Below are 20152 nucleotides of genomic sequence, written 5' to 3' on the forward strand. Positions count from 1 at the left end.
AATCTTCTTCTTACGTTGTTTGTTTGCTTTTAAAGGATAAAGGAAAGTTGAGCTTTAAACTGAAATTCCTTCCCATGTTATAAATACCGTTGTACTGCCTTGAACTGTTTGGGTAAGGTTCAAAGTATTTCAGCCTATTTAAATGAGATTGATAAGCAACATCAAAAAGGTTGTCTGCAATTACTGAAAAGGTTACGATTGTTTTGCCTTTTGCATTAGTAACATCAGCCCCAAAGCCTGCGTTTACTGTCCGGTATCCCGGAGTATAAGTTTCGGTGTTGTAGGCTAGGTAAACTCGTTTTTGTGCAGCATAATTTTCAAGCTGAACTTTTACGAATGCGTTTGAGAAGTGTCGGGATAGTTTTTTGAAGTTTCCACGAATTTCAGAAAACGTGTGCAGAGGCGGTACGAAAGGAAGATATTTAGAACTATCAGATAAGCTCTTTTGATTATTTACGCCCTGGTTGTTTCCATAAACAAGCGACAGCGAGTTTTCAAAATGCAGCCAGTCCAGCGGGTGCGGGTGAATATCGACACTTATTTCCGCTCCATATAAGTGTGCCTTTGCTGCCTGGAACTGAAAGGTTTGATTACCGGGCACTATGACTGAATCCTCGCCCTTGTTGTTTAAAACCTTCTGGTTGAAGATAAAGTTGGAAACATTGTTATTAAAGATTTCAGCATTGATGGTGATGTGGGGCGTGTTGTAATTTATGCCCAAATCTTCCTGCAAACTAAACTCCGGTTTGAAGTTAAGATTGCCGAGCTGGTAAATGCTGGTACCGGGATGAACACCATTTGCTGAAATTTCTGAAATGTTTGGCGCCCTAAAACCTCTTCCTATATTCAGTTTAGCGGTTAGGTTATCAGAGAAACGATATGATAATCCAACGCTTCCACTTACTCCTGAAAAGGTATGCTGGTAGGCATAAAAAGGTTTTTGCGCACCGGTTCTGTTCGCTCCGGAAACTGCATATGTGAATCCTGTTGCAGGATCTTCTTTAGTAAAAAGAGCCTCATTATTAAAATTGCGGATATCATATCTTAATCCTCCCGCTATCTCCAATTTGCTCAAAGACTTTTTTACGAAAATGAAAGGACCTGCATCAAATTGGTGGTAGGCAGGAATAATAAAGTCGGTTCCTTTTTCGGGGTTGTTATTTTGGTACATTCCGTTTATACCCGTTGTAAGGCTGAAACCTTTCTTTTCTCTGAAGTAATATTTAACGTCGTAAGAAAAAGTATTTAAAATAAGATAAAGGCCGGCAACTTCGGGAGACTGCGGATGACTAAACTCTTGCCGAATACTTTTTTGATAAGCGAGGTTAAGCGCTACTCTACCTTTTCCTACGCTGAAACTGTTGGCAGTATACAACCTGTAGTGTTGTACACGCTGGTGCAAAGGCGTAATCTTATAAGATTGTAATTCGCTTCGCGATACAATGGGTCTTATTGTATCTGCTTCAGTGATTTGTTTAGTAAATCTTCTTGTCGCCGAGTCGCGGCTTCCATCAGGTATTTCCTGCAAGTCGTTGTAAGTAGAGAAGCCCAGGTGAGAGTAACCCCAATCACGGTTTAAACCAATTAGGCCGCTAAAATCTGTTTCTCTAAATGCAGTTCCGTATACCCGGCCATCAATTTTATTTCGATAGTTGGTTGCCATTTTATGGGTAAATGTGCCCCTCCACGTAAATGAATTTTTACTGCCGGCGAGCGTTGCCGAGTTAGCAATTAAGCCGTTGTTGGTTTGATATTCATTTGAAATGCCACCAACCACACCATCCCCTGTAGCAGGATTTACGGGAATAAGATTGATCACGCCAGCAACGGCATCCGATCCATAAATCAAACTTGCAGGCCCCTTTACGACTTCGACGCGGTCGACAGTATTCTGATCTATTTCAATTCCATGCTCATCTCCCCATTGCTGGCCTTCCTGCCTCACGCCGTCGTACAAGGTTAAAATACGATTGAAGCCAAGTCCACGGATAAAGGGCTTCGAAACATTAGGTCCGGTAGTAACTGCATTAATTCCGGGAACATGAGATATCGCGTCAATGATATTGGTACTAAGGTTTTGCTGTAGATATTGCCGGTTAACTGCAACGATCGGAATAGGACTTCGCCTGATTGATGTTGCTTTCGAGGAACCTGTTACCACTACTTCCATCTCTTCCGTAATAGACTCTGTCATTGTAAAATTGAGAGTCATGTTTTGCGTAAGAGATATGTTTTTCAGGTTGCTTTTATAGCCAACAAAACCAGCTTGAATGATATAATCTCCGGCCGGTATATTCTGTAAAGTGTAATAGCCTTTTTCGTCGGTTGCGGTACCCGTTTTAAGGTCAGGAATGTAAACACTTGCGCCGGCCATAGCGCTGTCATTTTTTTGGTTTGTAACCCTGCCGGTGATAGAAAACCTGTTTACCCGACTTAAAGTAGCGGGAGGACTTAATTGGGCAAACAAAAAATTTGGGAGTGCAGTATATAAAATAATGAATATTAAAAATGATTTCATCAAAGATTTTTAAAGCGTAAGGAAAGGCAAAAAATGCGCCATTAAAGACACATAGAAAGCGAAAACAATCGTCATTATTTTTTAGAATAATGACATTAAAGTTGAAAGTTTAGGCTATTGCAGGAGGACCCCTTAGCTCAGCAAAAAAGTGATGTTGTGAATAGAAGCTTTCCACGCCCGGGTCAACAAAAGTGAAATGAAAGGTTTGAATGCCGGGACTTGATGGAGTGATCAGGCTTACGAATGGAGTTTGACAAACAAAGCAATCAAAATGACAATTGATGCCCGCCTGGGCTAACTCACTCTCGTGAGTATGGTTATGCGCAACTGCATAATCTGTGTGATCTAAAAATAAATTGTGAAATACAGTTGCAGGAGTAATGCTTAAGGCAAGTATGCAGATGAGTAAAATGTTTACTGCTTTACGTAATATGGTTTGACCTTTTTGCAATGCTTTTTCTGAATTACAAAATAACGTCTATAAAATTTACCACGGAATTTATTTGTTGAAAATAAATGTTGTCTTTGGTCTTCTTTGTCTTTTTATAAATTGTTTTATGAATTCATTTAAAGTATGGTTTGCTAAATACAGCAATGCAGTACAAGAGTGCGACGCAACAAAAGCCAAATAGTTGTATAAATGCCTGGTTCAATAAGAACATTTGACCGCTCTATTTTTTTCTGCTGATGCAACCTTTTTCAGCTAAATCATTTTATTATCTGCTTCCTCATGGTTTTTTAAATATTTTTTAATAAGTAGATAAATATTTTTTATCCGTACTTGTAAACAAGGTCTTAAGTATCATAACCAATGCTAATGTTTTATCCAACTTGTGTTTTAAAATCCATTTTGAGTACTACGATACCTTTTTAGGCGTTTATACGGTAACCCAAACTAGCAGTTAGTTTAAAATCCTAAAAATGAGAACGTTGTTTTCTTCGAGATTCTATTTAAATAAGCCTTCAAATTCTACTAAATCGCCAAGACCTACCAGAAGTTTTTTTAAAGCGTGTCTCATCATAGCCCCTATTTTAATTTGCAACAACGTTTTCTCCGCCACAATAACTACGACCGGCAACGGCAACTGGAGTTCAACAATAGCGAACGCGCCATGGCCCAATGGTATCATACCTGCTCCCGGAGATGATGTTATAATCGGAGATGGTTTCTCTCTTACCGCCAATGGAGATTATACTTGTAGGTCTATCAGCTTTACTTCTGCCGGCAATGGTACGGGCTTAGGCACGTTAACAGTTAATGCCGGTTACACGCTGACGGTTTCTACAGCTATCTCGGCTACTGCTAGCGGTGTTGCCGTAAAGACCAGTGGAACTTACTATTTATCGGGAGGTGGAACAATTACTTGTAACACTATAAACTGTAATAACACCACAATACCCGGTGGTAGTGCAACTACTTATATTACGCTAATCTCAACTGTAGCTAGTCTGTCAGCTTCAGGCAACGTAAATATCTATTCCACGTACAATTCCTCCGGGGGAAAATTTAACAATGGAAAATTCAATATCCAAAGTGGTATTGTATCTGTTGCGGGCAGCATAAATACGTTTAACAGTGATGCCAGTAATATCTCAGCTTTAGACTTAGTCACATCTGCTTCAAATCCCACCCTAAACCTTGGCGGAGCAACTCCCTTTAATCTAAGTTCTACGGGAACAAATAATATTGCTTTAAACGGAACTGGCGCCACTGTTAACTATAATGGCTCCACTTCGCAGTCTGTTTACAATACTCCTTACACGAATCTTACTTTGTCGGGGAGTGGAACCAAATCGCTACCATCTTCTTCACTTTCTATTACCGGAAACATCGCAGTATCAGAAACAGCCATTGCAACCGCAGGCGGTTCATTAACCGTAGGAGGTAGTGTATCGATAGGAATTGGTTCAACTTTTACCGATGGTACTTTTACCCACAACGTTGGGGGAGGCTGGAGCAATGATGGCACTTACACCGCAAACTCTTCTACAATCAACCTTAATGGAGCTGTCCAACAAGTTATCTCTGGCAGTAGCAGAACCACCTTTAATAATCTAAGGCTCAGCAATAGCGCTGGTGCGTCTATAACCACTTCTCCAATCATCAATGCAGTATTGACGTTTTCGAGTGGAAAAATCACAACGGGCATAAACAAAATTTCTTTGGGTGCTTCAGCATCCACGTCAGGCGTTGGTGCAAGCAGGTACATTTATGGAAATGAAGAAATTTTTATTCCGAATGGTTCAGCACCGACCAAAACTTTTGACATTGGAGACAATAGCAATTATACTCCCGTAAATATTACTTTCTCTGGTACAACCACCGGCTCAGGTTCAATTACTGCATCTTCTGCCAGTGGAGATCATTCTGATATCGTTAATTCCGGTATCAACAGTTTACTAAGTGTTAACCGTACATGGACACTTTCCAACAATGCTGTTGCCGGCTTTACATCATATTCTGCCACCCTTAATTTCGTATCAGGAGATAAAGATTTAGGAGGACTTCCTTCAGCTTATGTTGCCCGTCTTTTAACATCTTCAGGTTGGGTGTCTACCAACACTACTGCAGCAAATTTACTTTCAACGCAAGCAACGGGTATGAATGCATTTGGTACTTTCCAAATTGGAACCCCCGGCAGTGCACCTATTGTGGTTTTACAGCCACTAAGCGTAAGCGTTTGTTCATCGAGCGGTACTTCGTTTACAAGTACGGCTATCGGTTTGCCGACTGCCACAGTTAAATGGCAGCGCGATCCAAATACAGGTACTTATGTTGATATTAACGGTTCGACAGATGGCGGCATTTACTCAGGCTTTACGAGTACAACCCTCACTCTATCCAATACTACGGGCTTGAACAGCTATAAATATCGAGCAGTATTTACCAATATCAATGGTACTGCTACCTCCCTTGCGCCGGCATTATCAGTAAGCTTAATGCCTTCGGCAACTATTAGTTATTCCGGTTCACCTTTTTGTGCGACGGGTACTGCTTTGGTAACAAGAACAGGGTTAGCAGGTGGTGTCTATTCTTCAAACGGCCTGGCAATTGATGCAGGTTCAGGCGATCTAGCTTTATCTAACAGCACTCCCGGTACTTATACAATTAGCTATGCTGTCGGTGCACTTTTTCCTTGTCCGGCTTTCCAGGTTACTACGACCGTTACTATCACAGCCCCAGGTAGCTGGACCGGAAGTGTCAGCAGCGACTGGAATGAGCCAGGGAACTGGAAGTGCGGAAGTATACCGGTTGTTACGACCAATGTTATTATTCCATCGGCAGCCCCCAACTATCCAATTATAAACGCTTTGACTCCAGAAATAAATAACCTCACCCTACAATCGGGGTCTTCCATTATAATTACAAACGGAACATTTAAAATCAGGGGAACGATTACTAATTCAGGAGGAACAATTGATGCAACTGCAGGTAAGGTAGAGCTAACCGGAAGTGCTACTCAAACTATTCCTGCTTCGATCTTTACAAGTAATGCTATTAAGGATCTCGCACTAACAAACGCAGCAGGCGTAACGTTGGCGGGTGACCTTAGAGTTACAGGTTCGCTTAGTTTCGGTAGTGTAAATAATTGTGTTTTTACTACGGGCGGTTTTCTTACGCTTGCATCCACTGCTACTGCCACCGCATATGTTGCTGATATCACTAACTCGGGAATAAATTCAGGCAACACCATTAGTGGGCTGGTAACCGTGGAAAGATATGTGCCTGCGAAAAGGTCTTATAGGTTTATCACTTCACCGGTAAACTCTACAAAAAGCATCAAAGCTAGCTGGATGGAAAATACCAATAATCCAAACAGTTGGACGAATAACAATCCTGTGCTAAACTATGGAACTCACATCACGGGTGCATTAGGTAATACCAATGGCTTCGACGCAACGGCTACCAATAATCCTTCACTTTTTACTTTTAACAATGCAATGCAAGCATGGACTGCAGTGACGAATACTGCAGGTTTGGTTACCGCCGGAAACGGTTACAGATTAATGGTTCGAGGAAGCAGAAGTGTTGATTTAAATAATAATGAAGCTACTCCCTCTGCAACTACCCTTCGTGCTACCGGTACATTGGTAACAGGTAATGTAGTAATGAAAAAAACAGGAGGAGGTGGAACAGCAGGCATGCCTGTTCTTGCAGACAGTATTGGAGCCTATAACTTAATCGGTAATCCTTATGCTTCTGTTATTGATTGGAAGAAACTTACAACGACCGGCATTTCGGATGGCTTTTATTACTATGATCCAACTATTAACGGAACAAACAAGAGAGGGGTTTATGTTACGTATAACGGTACTATGGATCAAACTAATAATTCTTCGTCTAAGGTGAACAGGTACATACAGTCTGGCCAGGCATTCTTTGTGCGAACGGAGGCAGCAAATCCTTCAATCACTTTTAAAGAAATTAATAAAACGAATTCACAGGCAAGTGTTTTTAGAAACGTGAACGATCTTCCCAATGTATCTGTTCAACTTCAACTGACCTCGGAGGCGGGCGCGCCCGAAACGGCTGATGGCTTAAAGGTTTATTTTTCTGATGATTTTAGTAATGCTATTTCTAAGGAAGACTCTTATAAATTCAATAACCTCGATGAAAACATTTGTATCCAAAGAAATCATGCCGCATTAAGTTTAGAAGGAAGAAAGCCGTTAGCTGGGACAGATTCTATTCCTTTGAAAGTATGGCAGCTTACTCAAAAAAATTATTCACTAAAAGTCAACCTCAATAATTTTTCTGAAAGAATACAAGGCTATCTACAGGATAAATATTCAAATACAACTACCCCGCTTGCAAGTGAAGAAACAGTTGTTCCTTTCGAAATAACTTCAGCTGCGGCGTCAAGTGCCGCTGATCGCTTTACGATTGTTTTTAAAACCCTGGCAACGCTGCCAGTACAGCTTTCTGCTATAAAAGCATCTGTACTTAACAAAGGAGTGCAGGTAGATTGGAGAGCAGAGTCAGAAGCGGGTATCGATCATTACGAGGTCGAGAGGTCAACCGATGCCCAACACTACACTGCTATAGGTTCTGTAAAAGCGAAAAATATTTCTGGTATTTCTGCTGCATATAACTTCTTTGATAATAGTCCTGCAATCGGAAACAATTATTACCGAATAAATTCTGTCGAAAAATCAGGCGAAGTAAAACTTAGTGAAGTTGTAAGGATCGAAGTTAGTAGTGAGAAAAACACAATTTCTGTTGCCAATAATCCTGTAAAAGGGAACCAACTGAAACTTCTGTTTGACAATGCTACAAAAGGTGATTATAAAATTCGTCTTATAAATGTAGCCGGGGAAACAGTTTTTACAGATAGAATTTTGTATGCTGGTGGCACTATGTACGTACCTCTTATACCGCACGCTCATTTATCAGCAGGTTTATATCAATTGCATGTAAGGGGCGCCAGCTACTTTAAAACAATTCCAGTGCTTATTCAATAATTGACAAATATTGCTGGCGGTTTAACAAGGGCAACCCAATATATTGCGTCTAAAGATTTTGTCGCTTCAATCATTAAATAAAAAGAGACTGCCTTTTGGGACAGCCTCTTCATCTTCACAGGGATTATAATGTAACCGGGTTCTTTATAAACTAGGATGTAAAAGAAACCGGATTTGTTTAGTAAGACCATCCAGGCGATGGATTGTTTATTACTTTACCACAATCAATTGCTGGTTATAAATGTGATAGTTAAAGTCAACCTGGGCATAATAAGTTCCTCCTCTCAAGCCTTCTAATCTATCAAATTTTATGAGGTTCATTCCATGAGATAAAGTTATATGTTGAGTAGCCACAAGTTTACCTGATAGATCAGTAATTCTTGCTGATCCCTTTCCTTCTTTGACTGCCATTACTTTTATTATGATGTAATCTTTAGCCGGATTTGGAAAAACTGTTACGGCAGTAATGCTAAGCTCAGGCCTTGTAATTGTGTTGGCTACGCTTATTGTTCCTTCTGCGCTGGCAGACCTTAACCCTTCAGTATTTTTTCTACTGCAGTTCTTGTGGCCGCAATCGGTGTGTTTGCAATCATTTTTGCAGCTATTGTGTCCGCAATTAGCATGGCTACAATCAGAATGCTTGCAATCGTTTTTGCAACTATCGTGTCCGCAGTTTGAATGACCACAGCCTGTGTGCGTACAATCATTTTTGCAATCGCAATGTGTGGTACAAGGAGTTGTTGTACCGTCGAGCTTTAAACCAAAATCAACTGTAAGATTGCTGTTGTTATCAGAACCATCGTTGATAGGTTCATCACCGGCAGAGAGCGTAATAAAGTTGCTAAATACTTCGTCGTTTACTAATCTCACGCCGTTATTGTCATTATCCTTATTGTCGTTAGGATTTGCATTGCTATTTGCTCCCTGGGTATAAGTCTTTCCAGTGGTAACACCTATGATGTATTTACCGGCAGCAAGATTGCCAAAGTAATAAGTACCATCCTCAGCGGTTTCTAAGGTAGAGATAGCCACGCCGTCAGCCACATTGTTACCATCATTGTCTGGGTATAGTTTTACAGTCAATCCACCGATACCTGGTTCATATACTTCTTTCGTACCGTTGCCATTCAAGTCAGCGAATACTATGTTGCCGACACTAAGATTGGGGCATGTTGTTGGCGGAGTTGTCGGCGGAGTTACGAATGCTGTAAAGCCCGCATCAACAGTAAAGTCACTTTGATCAGCTATAAGGTTAATGGTTACCGGAGCTCCATTTACAGGGTCGCTATCTTTCGTATCGTCACCCGTGTTTGCAGGGCTTGCATGTAAACCTGCAGGGGTAGCGAATGAAATTTTATAAGTGCCCGGGCCGAGGTTAGGGAAATTGTAGTATCCGTCCAGCTGAGGTTTATTTGGATTATTGGCTGCATTGTAAGTTTCAGTTGTAGTGGTTGCAATTGTACCATCAGAGAAAGTTATGGTAACAAGTACACCATTAATACCTGGTTCGCCTGCATCCTGAATTCCGTTTCCGTTATAATCGTTCCAAACGAAATCACCAATGAATGAGTTACCGCACTGGGCAAGGTCGAATGTATTATTGCCATTTGCATCATCACCGTCATCTGTTGGCTCTTCACCATTACCCAGTGTAATTGCATTTGTGTAAATAATACCACCCGGGCCATTAGGGCCGTCGAGTCGGACAAGGTTGTTGTCGTTGTCGACATTATTATCGGGGGATGGACTTGTATCCTGTGTGGTAGAATTTGGACTTTGCTGATAACCTGGCAGTATTGGCATCGAAGCAATGTATCTTCCTTTACTAAGGCCAGTAAACTGGTAGTGACCTAATGCATCAGAAGTAGTTGTCTGGATGGCTGCTCCGTCCGGTATATTGTCTCCATTATTATCAGTATATAAACTTATGGTTGCACCTGGAATACCGGGTTCGTTCACGTCTCTTTTTCCATCGCCGTCAAAATCGTTCCATACCTGGTTGCCTAAAGTAAGGTTAGATACATTCATCTTATCATAAAAGCCTGCATCAATGGTAAAGTTGCTTACGTTAGCTGCAAGGATGACTGTTATAGGAGCGCCGTCTACGGGGTCGCTGTCTTTGGTATCATTTCCTCCCGAATTTGCAGGACTTGGAGTCAAACCTGCAGGTGTAGTGAAGTTTATTTTGTAAGTGCCAGGCCCAAGGTTAGGGAAATTATAGTACCCGTCAAATTGAGGATCATTTTGATTATTGGCTGCGTTATAGGTTATAGTTTTAGTAGTCGCAGTTGTTCCATCAGAAAAAGTGATGGTTACAACTACACCATTGATACCCGGTTCGCCTGCATCCTGAACTCCATTGCCGTTTAGATCTTTCCATACAAAATCACCAATGAATGCATTACCGCACTGCGCAAGATCTAAAGTATTATTTCCGTTAGCGCCGTCGCCATCAGCTGTAGGCTCATCATTGCCAGAAAGCGTGATAGCGTTGGTATAAAGAATGCCACCTGGTCCGTTAGGTCCATCCAGTCTTACCAGGTTATTGTCGTTATCAACGTCATTATTAGGAAAAGGGCTAGTGTCTTGCGTGGTTGTATTCGGACTTTGCTGATAGCCAGGTAATACAGGCATAGAAACTATATACCTTCCTTCAGCCAGATTTAAAAATTGATAGCGCCCGTTAGCATCACTGGTAGTAGTTTTGATCACTGCTCCATCAGGAAGATTATCCTCATTATTATCAGTATACAGACTTATAGGCGCACCTGGAATACCGGGTTCGTTATCATCTCTCTTACCATCACCGTCAAAGTCGTTCCATACCTGGTTGCCTAAACTAAGCGATACAGGAGGAGTTGATGTAATGCATATGTCATCTATCGCTACGAAGAATAAACCTTTTTTAGGATCTCTTATAGATAACTCAAGCGTAGTTACACCTGCGGGAACTTTGAATGTGCCACAGATTTGTGTCCAGTCAAAAGTTACTCTGCCTGTGCCAATAGAAGTGCCATTAGCATACAGGCCAAGCACGTAATTAGCCCCGTCACCAAGGTTTTTCAATAGCGTAACATAAGTACAGAAATTGTAGGTAGCACCTGGCACTACACTTATTTTAGTATACCAAACCCTGTCGGTTTCATCGTTACTTGTGTGGGCAGCAAGAAAATAATTACCCGTACGGGGATGTATGTCAAGGTATCCGCCGCCGCTTAAATCATTGACCGACTTTACTACCTGGTAAGAACCATTTCTCGGCAAACCGTTGTATAAATCAGATGCGGCAGTAGTAGAAGAAATGCTCGAACCACCTGATTCGAATCCCCCGTAATGCCCTGACGCATTTGTAAGAATGTTGCCTACACATCCGGTATCTGTATTTGTTTTTATAAAAAAACCAGCATCAACGGTAAGGTTGCTTGTACCCGCAGCAACAGCTACAGTTACAGCACCATTTACTGGGTCGCTGTCTTTTGCATCACTTGTACCCTGGTTTACAGCAGAAGGCGTAAAACTTGCGGGTGTACTAAATGTTACTTTGTAAGTTCCTGTTGCCAATGCTGTAAATAAAAACTTTCCATTCGCATCCGTTGTAATTGTGCGTGTAGTTACACCGTCAGGAAACAATATTTTCACATTAACTCCTTGTAAGCCCGGCTCATTTAGGTCCTGGATTCCGTTTGCATTTTTATCATTCCATACAAAATCACCTAGTTGACTGGTTCCTCTTAGGGCGATGTCTAATGTAAGGTTAGAATATTGATCATCACCGTCGGTAGTTGGCTCACCTGAAGCAGATAATGTAATTGCCTTTGATCGTACTTCGCTTCCCGCCTGGTTTGCACCAACCAGATTAACCCCGTTGTTATCGTTATTTACATTATTGTCCGGATCAATCGTTGACACAGGACCGCGTGTATATCCCACGGGAATGATTACACCCACAATATAATTTGCCGGTTTAAGATTACTGAAATAGTACAAACCCAAAGCATTGGTTGTAGTGGTGGCAATCGCAGCACCATCAGCAGTATTGTCGTTGTTGTTATCCGCATATAACTTTACAGTAGCGCCTGGCGTTCCTGGTTCGTCTGCATCTTTATTACCGTCGCCATCAATGTCGTTCCATATCAAATCTCCTAATTTTAACAAAGGCGTTCCACCAGAGCAATAAGCAGCAATTTTAGAACAATCCGTACCGGTTAGTACATGAAGTTTAAGCGTTTTGTCTCCGCCATAAACAGGGTAAGACGGATTTGCAGCGCAGGGAGAAACATTCGTTCCATCAACCATTAAAATTCTTACATCAACATTACTTAATGCAGTGGTAGCATTTGCAATGGTTAGTGTTGGTGCAGCAGTTAGCTCACCTTTCGAAATTGCATTAGAAACATTGAAAGTAGCACCGTTAATAGTATTGTTTCCGTTTACAAAACACTTCCAGGTACCCGAGTTATCGCGGAACTGCCAGTTATAGTTTGTGTTGGTGGCTGTAGCACTTAGACGTGCATTTACAGTAACCGTGCTTCCCGCACATATATAGCCGCAAGATGAAAAATAATCAACGGTATGTGCTTTTAGCGAAAAGGCATTAAAAAAGATTGAAAGGAGTAAAAAGAGTGCTTTTGGGAGCAAGGCACACCTCCTTGTTATGAAAGAAAATTGATGGGTAGAAAAATGATGCATACGCATTTTGAATTAAGGATTAATGAATAAGAAGGTGCATATGATTAAGCATTTGAATCTTCAGGTCGAACGGGTTCATTTCTAAAACAGCCTTGCAATGGAAGGACATTGTATATGTCGAACCACTAATAGTATAGCGTTAACAGAAATGATAATTGATAGCTTACAATTAGCTATATCGATATTACAAGAGGTACGGAGGAGGTGGGCGTTGTCTGAATATTGGATTTACCTGGATGAGGGTATACTTAAATGAGTGTTCTTAGATAAGTAATCCTTCGGCACATTGTATTGATGATTGATGAATGAAAAAAGTTGCAAGAGAAATTCCTTGTGCTGTTTCTACCAACACCCTCTCTTTTAATTGAATAGCACAGGAAATTTCCAATTTGTCAAGATATTTATGAGGCAAGTGCGAACGAATTGGAATGTAAGAAGTTGAGGCTTAACAGGTGTTAATTTGCCTTTCCCTGCGTGGGATTCATACTTCCAAAAATGAAACCTTCTGTTCCCGCTAGCCGGAAAAAATAAAGTTCAGGGATTCTTTAAAGTGAGTAGTTATGATGTTTTTTTGAACTAATTAAATAATTCGCATAGAGGGGAATACTCAAACATCTGCCATCGTTTCTTTTTTTAATCCCATTAAAAATATTTAACCACACGCAAGTGGCATAAGGTTCGCCTAACGGAGGTTTATACTTTGATTAAGGTCGACCTATATTGACTCTTTCTGCGGCGTCGTATAGATCGAAACAGCGTGAATATATATTGGTTTTGATAATAAAGCTTGGATGGAATCGTTGTTAACATCAACGTTTTATTTATACTATATCAAAATCAATATTTGACCTCAATGGATCTTCATATTCTGATTAAGTGAGACTGTTAGGCGTGTTAGGAATGGAGAGGTTCGAAGTGATGTGATAATAGCAGGTATATAAAGACATCATTGTCGAAATATAATATGTTTTCTAAGGTGAACGCCTTTTCGTTCAATGTCTGGTACTGACATTTAAACCAATATCATGAAGAACCTTTACAATATAGTAACTGCTACATCTAAAAATTATTTCAAGAATCTTTTTGTTGTCTTTGTCTTAATCACTGCTTCTTTGTTTTCCTCCATTACTTATGCTCAAACTTATAGGAGTAGTTCGGAGGGTACAGCAGCAGATGGAGCCACTGCTCTCGATGTTTCTAAACCTGCTGGTTTGCAGGTGGGAGACGTTATGATAGCTGCGATAAGTGTAAGGCCATGGAATGTGAGCATAAATAGTGTACCGACAGGATGGGTGTTAATCAGAACTACCACTGCTGGAAGTACAGGATCTGGTGGGGATAATAAACAAGCTATCTATTATAAAATAGTAACTGCTACCGATGTGCTTGCTACTACAACCCGTTATACATGGGGCTTTAGCCTTAGTGAAGGAGCAGCAGGGGGTATTCTTGATTTTTCTGGTGTGGAAAACAGTTACAGCCCTATTGATAAACACGCCGGGGCGGAGTCTGGATCAGGTCTTACTTTTTCTTCACCCAGCATCAACACTACCTATCCCAATGAGGTTGTTCTCGGCATTCACGCATACGGTTCCAGTGGCACATGGACGAACCCTGTGGGCAATACTTTTCCTATGACTCAAAGAGTAGATATAGCTTCCAGGGTTGTTCCCCATGTATTAGGCGTGTCAATGGAAATGAGCCATGGAGTTAAAGTGACTGCAGGAGCAACGGGCAGTGTATCAGCAACCGCTTCTAATGATCCTGAAGTGGGAGTTTCACAAATTGTTGCACTGATGCCAAACACTCAAATTTCTTATGCTGGCACACCGTACTGTAAAAATGAAGGAACGGCGGCGGTAACGCGAATAGGTATAACGGGTGGAGTATATTCTTCTACCTCAGGTCTGAGTCTTAATGTCACCACAGGTGCCGTTGATTTGGCTGCCAGTAGCGCCGGAACTTATGTTGTCACTTATACCTATGGCACCACTCTTCAATATTCGACCACAACTTCAATAAAGGTAAATCCAGTTCCTACGGAAGCAATGAGCGGAAGTGTTACTATCTGCCAAAGTGGTACGGCTCCTAGTATCAATTTTTCAAGTGGCAATGGCACTGCCCCTTATACATTTACTTATAAAATTAACACTGGAGCAAACCAGACAGTTACTACTGCTGCTACCTCTAACTCTATAGCCGTATCTCAACCAACCTCGACAGCCGGCACTTTTGCCTATACATTGGTCAGCGTTGCGGATGCTAATTCCTGTACACTAACTCAAAGTGATGTTGAAACCATAACAGTTAATCCCTTGCCAACTGCCACAGTTAGCGGGGCAACAACTGTTTGTCAAAATGCAACGGCGCCCAATATTACATTTACCGGAGCTGGTGCGACGGCACCCTATACTTTTACTTATAGGGTTAATGCAGGATCTAACCAGACGATAACAACTACTACAGGAAATTCTGTAACAATAGCTCAACCCACAACCACAGTAGGCACTTACACTTATACACTGGTAAGTGTTTCGTCAGCTAATTCCTGTTCGCAACTTCAAGGAGGAAGTGCTGCTATTACAGTTAATCCTTTGCCTACGGCAACTATTGGCGGCACGGCTACTGTCTGTCAGAGCTCGACGGCTCCATCCATTACATTTACCGGTGCCGGAGCAACAGCGCCTTATACATTTACTTATAAGATTAATAGCGGACTTAATCAAACTGTAACAACTACTTCAGGTAACTCAGTAACAGTCACTCAACCGACAACAACCGCAGGCACTTACACTTATACTTTGGTAAGTGTCTCGTCGGCAAATTCCTGTAGCCAGGTTCAATCTGGAAGTTCGGTAATAACAGTAACGCCTTTACCTACTGCAACAATAAGTGGAGCAACAACTGTTTGTCAAAATGCCACTGTCCCCAACATTACTTTTACAGGTGCCGGAGGAACAGCCCCTTATACGTTTACTTATAACATTAACGGGGGAGCAAGCCAGACAGTAACAAGTGCAGTCGGAAGCAGTACTGTAACTGTTGCACAACCAACCTTAACCGCTGGTGCTTTTACCTATACGTTAGTGAGCGTCTCATCTGCTTCTTGTACTCAGGCACAAAGTGGTAGCGCTTTGATCACGATCAATCCTTTACCAACGGCTACGATTAGCGGAGCTACAACTATTTGTTTAAATACGACTGCTCCGAATATTACATTTACCGGTGCCGGCGCAACAGCACCTTATACTTTTACTTACAATATCAACGGTGGCGCCAACCAGACAATTACAACTACTACAGGAAATTCGGTAACAATTGCTCAACCAACATCAACAGTGGGCACTTATACTTATACCTTAGTAAGTGTTTCGTCAGCTAATACCTGTTCGCAACTTCAAGGTGGAAGTGCTGCTATAACCGTTAACCCCTTGCCTACAGCAAGTATTAGTGGTGCTGCTACTGTTTGTCAAAACTCGACTGCTCCAGCCATTACATTTACTGGTGCGGGAGCAACTGCGCCCTATACCTTCACTTATAAGATTAATAGCGGACTTAATCAAACTGTTACAACAACAACAGGTAATTCTGTCACAGTAACTCAACCGACAACAACTGCCGGCACTTACACTTATACTTTAGTGAGTGTTTCATCTGCAAATGCATGTAGCCAGGCTCAGGGCGGAAGTGCGGCAATAATAGTAACGCCTTTGTCTACGGCAACAATAAGCGGAGCAACGACTGTTTGTCAAAATACGACTGCTCCCAACATAACTTTTACCGGTGCCGGAGGTACAGCTCCTTATACATTTACTTATAACATTAACGGAGTGGCAAACCTGACAGTAACCAGTGCAAGTGGAAGTAATACCGTCACTGTCGCTCAATCAACCTCAACCGCCGGTGCTTTTACTTATAATTTGGTAAGCGTCTCATCTGCTTCTTGTTCCCAGTCGCAAAGTGGAAGTGCTTTGATCACGATTAATCCTTTGCCAACTGCTACCATTGCTGGGGCAACAACTGTTTGTCAAAATACAACTGCACCAAACATTACATTTACCGGTGCCGGGGCGACAGCACCTTATACTTTTACTTATAAAATAAATGGCGGAGTTAACCAAACAATTACAACTACTTCAGGAAATTCAGTGACTGTAGCTCAACCTACAACAACAGCAAATACCTACACTTATACATTCGTCAGTGTTTCGTCTGCTAACTCCTGTTCCCAACTTCAGTCTGGAAGTGCTGCTATAATTGTAACAGCCCCTGTAACCACACCTGTGTTTACCGCCGGTTCAACGAGCAGCCGTTGTCAATCGGGTACTACAGTTACTTATACTGCAACAGCTTCAAACGCTACGTTGATTAGTTATACCCTTGATGCTGCGAGTATAACGGGAGGTAACAGTATCGTAAGTTCTACAGGAGCAGTGACTTTTGCAGCAGGATGGACAGGCACTTCAACGATTACTGCTACTGCAACGGGTTGTTATGGTCCTACGACTTCTACGCATACAGTTACTACCGCAGTAGCACCTGTTGCTAGTTTCAACTATACAGCTAATCCTTATTGCACTAACGGAGGGAATGCTTCTATAAATTTTTCAGGTACTGCCGGCGGAACGTTTTCTTCCTCACCTACAGGCCTGGCTATTAATGGATCTACAGGTTTTGTAGATGTTCAGGCTAGTACGCCTGGTGCATATACAGTTAATTATACCATTGCGTCTACAGCAAGTTGTCCTACCTACATCGTAAGTGCGCCGATGACGATAAACATTCACGCAATCTGGAATGGTTCGGTTAGCAGGAATTGGCATGACGCTAATAACTGGTCTTGCGGTGGTGTACCGACACTGACGTCTAATGCGATCATACCTACCGGCATGCCTCGATATCCGATTATTTATTCGGGAGTAGGGACAACTAATAATTTAACTATTCAAACAGGCGCATCGATTTTGGACTCCGGTTCCCTCAAGGTTGCGGGTATCATTAGTAACACTGATGCTGGCTCTATTAATGCGTTGGCGGGAAAAGTTGAATTTGCTTCAAATTCCTACCAAGTCATCCCATCTAATTTGTTTAACCAAAAAACAATTAAGGATATCGTAATTAGTGATGCAGCCGGAATAAAGTTATCGGGGCCACTAAGAGTTACAGGATCTGTAGCGTTTGGTAATGTAAATAATACTGTCTTCACAACCGGAGACTCGCTCACACTTGCTTCCGTTGCAGGTTCCGACGCGCAGATAAAGGATATCACGAATGCAGGAGTAAATTCGGGAAATACGATAAATGGCCTCGTAATCGTTGAAAGGTACATGCCGGCAAAAAGGGCTTATCGCCTTGCAACTGCCCCGGTAAATTCCACTAAGAGCATAAAGTTTAACTGGATGGAAAATTCAGTAAATCCAGATAGGTATACCCGAATAAATCCTTTCCCTGGCTATGGTACAAATGTAACAGGTACAGGTAACTCAGCCTTTGGATTTGATGCTACTCAAACGCAAAACCCGTCGATGTTTACGTTTAGCAATTCAAGTCAGGCATGGGTACCCTTACCTAATACGAGCGGAATAATGACTGCAGGAAATGGGTATAGAATTATTGTAAGGGGAGACAGAAACATTGATATGAATAGTAACACGCCGACGCCTACACCCACCACCTTAAGGGCGACGGGAACGGTTGTTACCGGCGATTTTACCATGGTTAAATTGGGCTCCACGGCACCAGCCAATCTTGCTAATCTTTCAGGAGGATCAAATGCGTACAATCTTATAGCCAATCCTTATGCTTCTCCTATCAATTGGCTCACTGTAAGTAAAACAGATATTGCAGTTACGATCTATATTTTCGATCCAACCATTGCTGGTAGTGGAGGCAGGGGTGGATATTGCGTATACAACACAGCTGTTGGCGGTATAAGTAACAACGGTTCAATTGCCGATAATTACATTCAGTCGGGTCAGTCGTTCTTTGTTCAGGCATCGGGGCCAAATCCTTCAATTACTTTTAAGGAAACAGACAAAGCTTCTCAGTATAGACCCCTTTTTAGAACTGGAAATGAATTGTCAAATCTATCTGTGCAAATACTGTTGCCGGCGCAGCAACAAACTTTGGAGTCAGCTGACGGTGCTAAAGTTTATTTTTCCGAGGAATTTGATAATTCAGTTGGAAGAGAAGACTCGTATAAGTTCGCCAACCAGGATGAAAATGTTGCCATCGTAAGCAGTGGAAACCTACTCAGTATAGAAGGTCGCAGGCCTGTTACTGCAGGTGACTCGGTCCAGTTGAAATTGTGGCAGTTGACCCAGAAAAACTACTTGTTAAAAATCAATTTTAATAATTTCTCCCAAGGGCTTGAGGCATACCTGAAAGACAAATATCTAAGCACTACCACCCAGCTTAATACAACGGGTGAAACGATGGTTCCTGTTACGATTACTTCTGACGCAGCCTCCACTGCGCCTGATCGTTACAAGATTGTTTTTGAAAAATTCACAACACTTCCATTACACCTATTAGGTATAAAAGCTGTTGAAAAAAATGGCGGAGTTGAAGTTGGATGGATTGCCGAATCAGAAAGTAATATGGATAGGTACGAGGTAGAAAAATCGGTTGACGGGCAGCGATATGTAACGGCAGGTACCGTTAAGGCCAAAAGTAACCCTGGCACTTCGTCCAACTACACCTGGTTCGATCTAATGCCAAACAAGGGAGACAATTTCTATAAGATCAAGTCAGTCGACAAGGAAGGTGTTACAAAATATAGCAGCGTTGCAAAAGTTAAATTAGACAAAGGAGTTTCAGGTATAACACTGTTTCCAAACCCAATCCAGGGAAAAATAGTCACGCTACAATTCACCGGAATTAAAAAAGCAAACTACAACGTTAGCCTCTTTAATAGCGTTGGCGAAAAAGTACATAACACGATCATTTCGCACACAGGTGGTTCTGCAAATCACTCATTTGAATTAAAAACCTTTTTGCCAAAAGGAGTATATCAATTGCAGGTTTCTGATAACATAGATAAAGAAACAATCTCCGTATTAGTTCAATAATGATTTTAAAGGAATGGACCTATTTCATTACAATAGTCTAATTCAGGTAAATGAGTACTCCAAAAAGTCTTTAAAGTAGGAGGCTTTACACTATGGTTCTTTTGACGAACGTTATTAAGAAAAGAAAAGAATGAGTAGTCAAAACTCGCAAAGAAAAAACAGTTTAGCCAAGGTTGAAAAGGTCAGGGATTTACAGTTGATAAAAAGACAGGATACATTTGAAAGGGTATGGGGTAACATTGAAAAAATACTGGACCAATTTGATGAAGATCTTTTGAGAGGTAAAGAGGAGTTGATGTTGGTTGATAATGGGACAATAAACACCGACTATTTCAATTGGGACATTAAGGCTCAAAAAAACGCGGGATAGCACCATAGAGCATAGTTGACAAAAAAGGTTCAGAGTAAAAAC

Annotated in this window: 6 protein-coding genes; 3 read left to right on the plus strand and 3 right to left on the minus strand. The window is 41.5% G+C overall.

What is annotated here, in order from left to right; genetic code table 11:
- Nucleotides 1–10: 10 nt before the first annotated feature.
- Nucleotides 11–2518, minus strand: a complete 2508-nt coding sequence (locus SAE01_RS12670) for a TonB-dependent receptor (RefSeq protein ID WP_147204135.1) — start codon at nt 2516–2518, stop codon at nt 11–13.
- 109 nt (nt 2519–2627) lie between these two features.
- Nucleotides 2628–2969: a hypothetical protein gene (locus SAE01_RS12675; RefSeq protein WP_147204136.1), complete on the minus strand. Its 342-nt coding sequence runs from the start codon at nt 2967–2969 to the stop codon at nt 2628–2630.
- Between the two features lie 470 nt (nt 2970–3439).
- Here SAE01_RS12675 and SAE01_RS12680 point away from each other — a divergent pair, with 470 nt between their 5' ends.
- Entirely contained in the window at nt 3440–7981 is a 4542-nt protein-coding gene (locus SAE01_RS12680) for a beta strand repeat-containing protein (RefSeq protein WP_147204137.1), read from the plus strand.
- A gap of 210 nt (nt 7982–8191) precedes the next feature.
- Here SAE01_RS12680 and SAE01_RS12685 read toward each other — a convergent pair whose 3' ends face one another.
- The gene (locus tag SAE01_RS12685; protein WP_170234156.1) at nt 8192–12670 is read right to left on the minus strand and encodes an SdrD B-like domain-containing protein; all 4479 of its coding nucleotides are present in this window, start codon (nt 12668–12670) and stop codon (nt 8192–8194) included.
- 1025 nt (nt 12671–13695) lie between these two features.
- Here SAE01_RS12685 and SAE01_RS12690 point away from each other — a divergent pair.
- Nucleotides 13696–19740 (plus strand): DUF8693 domain-containing protein, encoded by a 6045-nt coding sequence (locus SAE01_RS12690; RefSeq protein WP_147204139.1) that lies wholly within the window; start codon nt 13696–13698, stop codon nt 19738–19740.
- A gap of 130 nt (nt 19741–19870) precedes the next feature.
- Nucleotides 19871–20110: a hypothetical protein gene (locus SAE01_RS12695; RefSeq protein ID WP_147204140.1), complete on the plus strand. Its 240-nt coding sequence runs from the start codon at nt 19871–19873 to the stop codon at nt 20108–20110.
- Nucleotides 20111–20152: the final 42 nt, after the last annotated feature.

Origin of the sequence: Segetibacter aerophilus (assembly GCF_007991655.1) — a bacterium.
GTDB lineage: Bacteria > Bacteroidota > Bacteroidia > Chitinophagales > Chitinophagaceae > Segetibacter > Segetibacter aerophilus.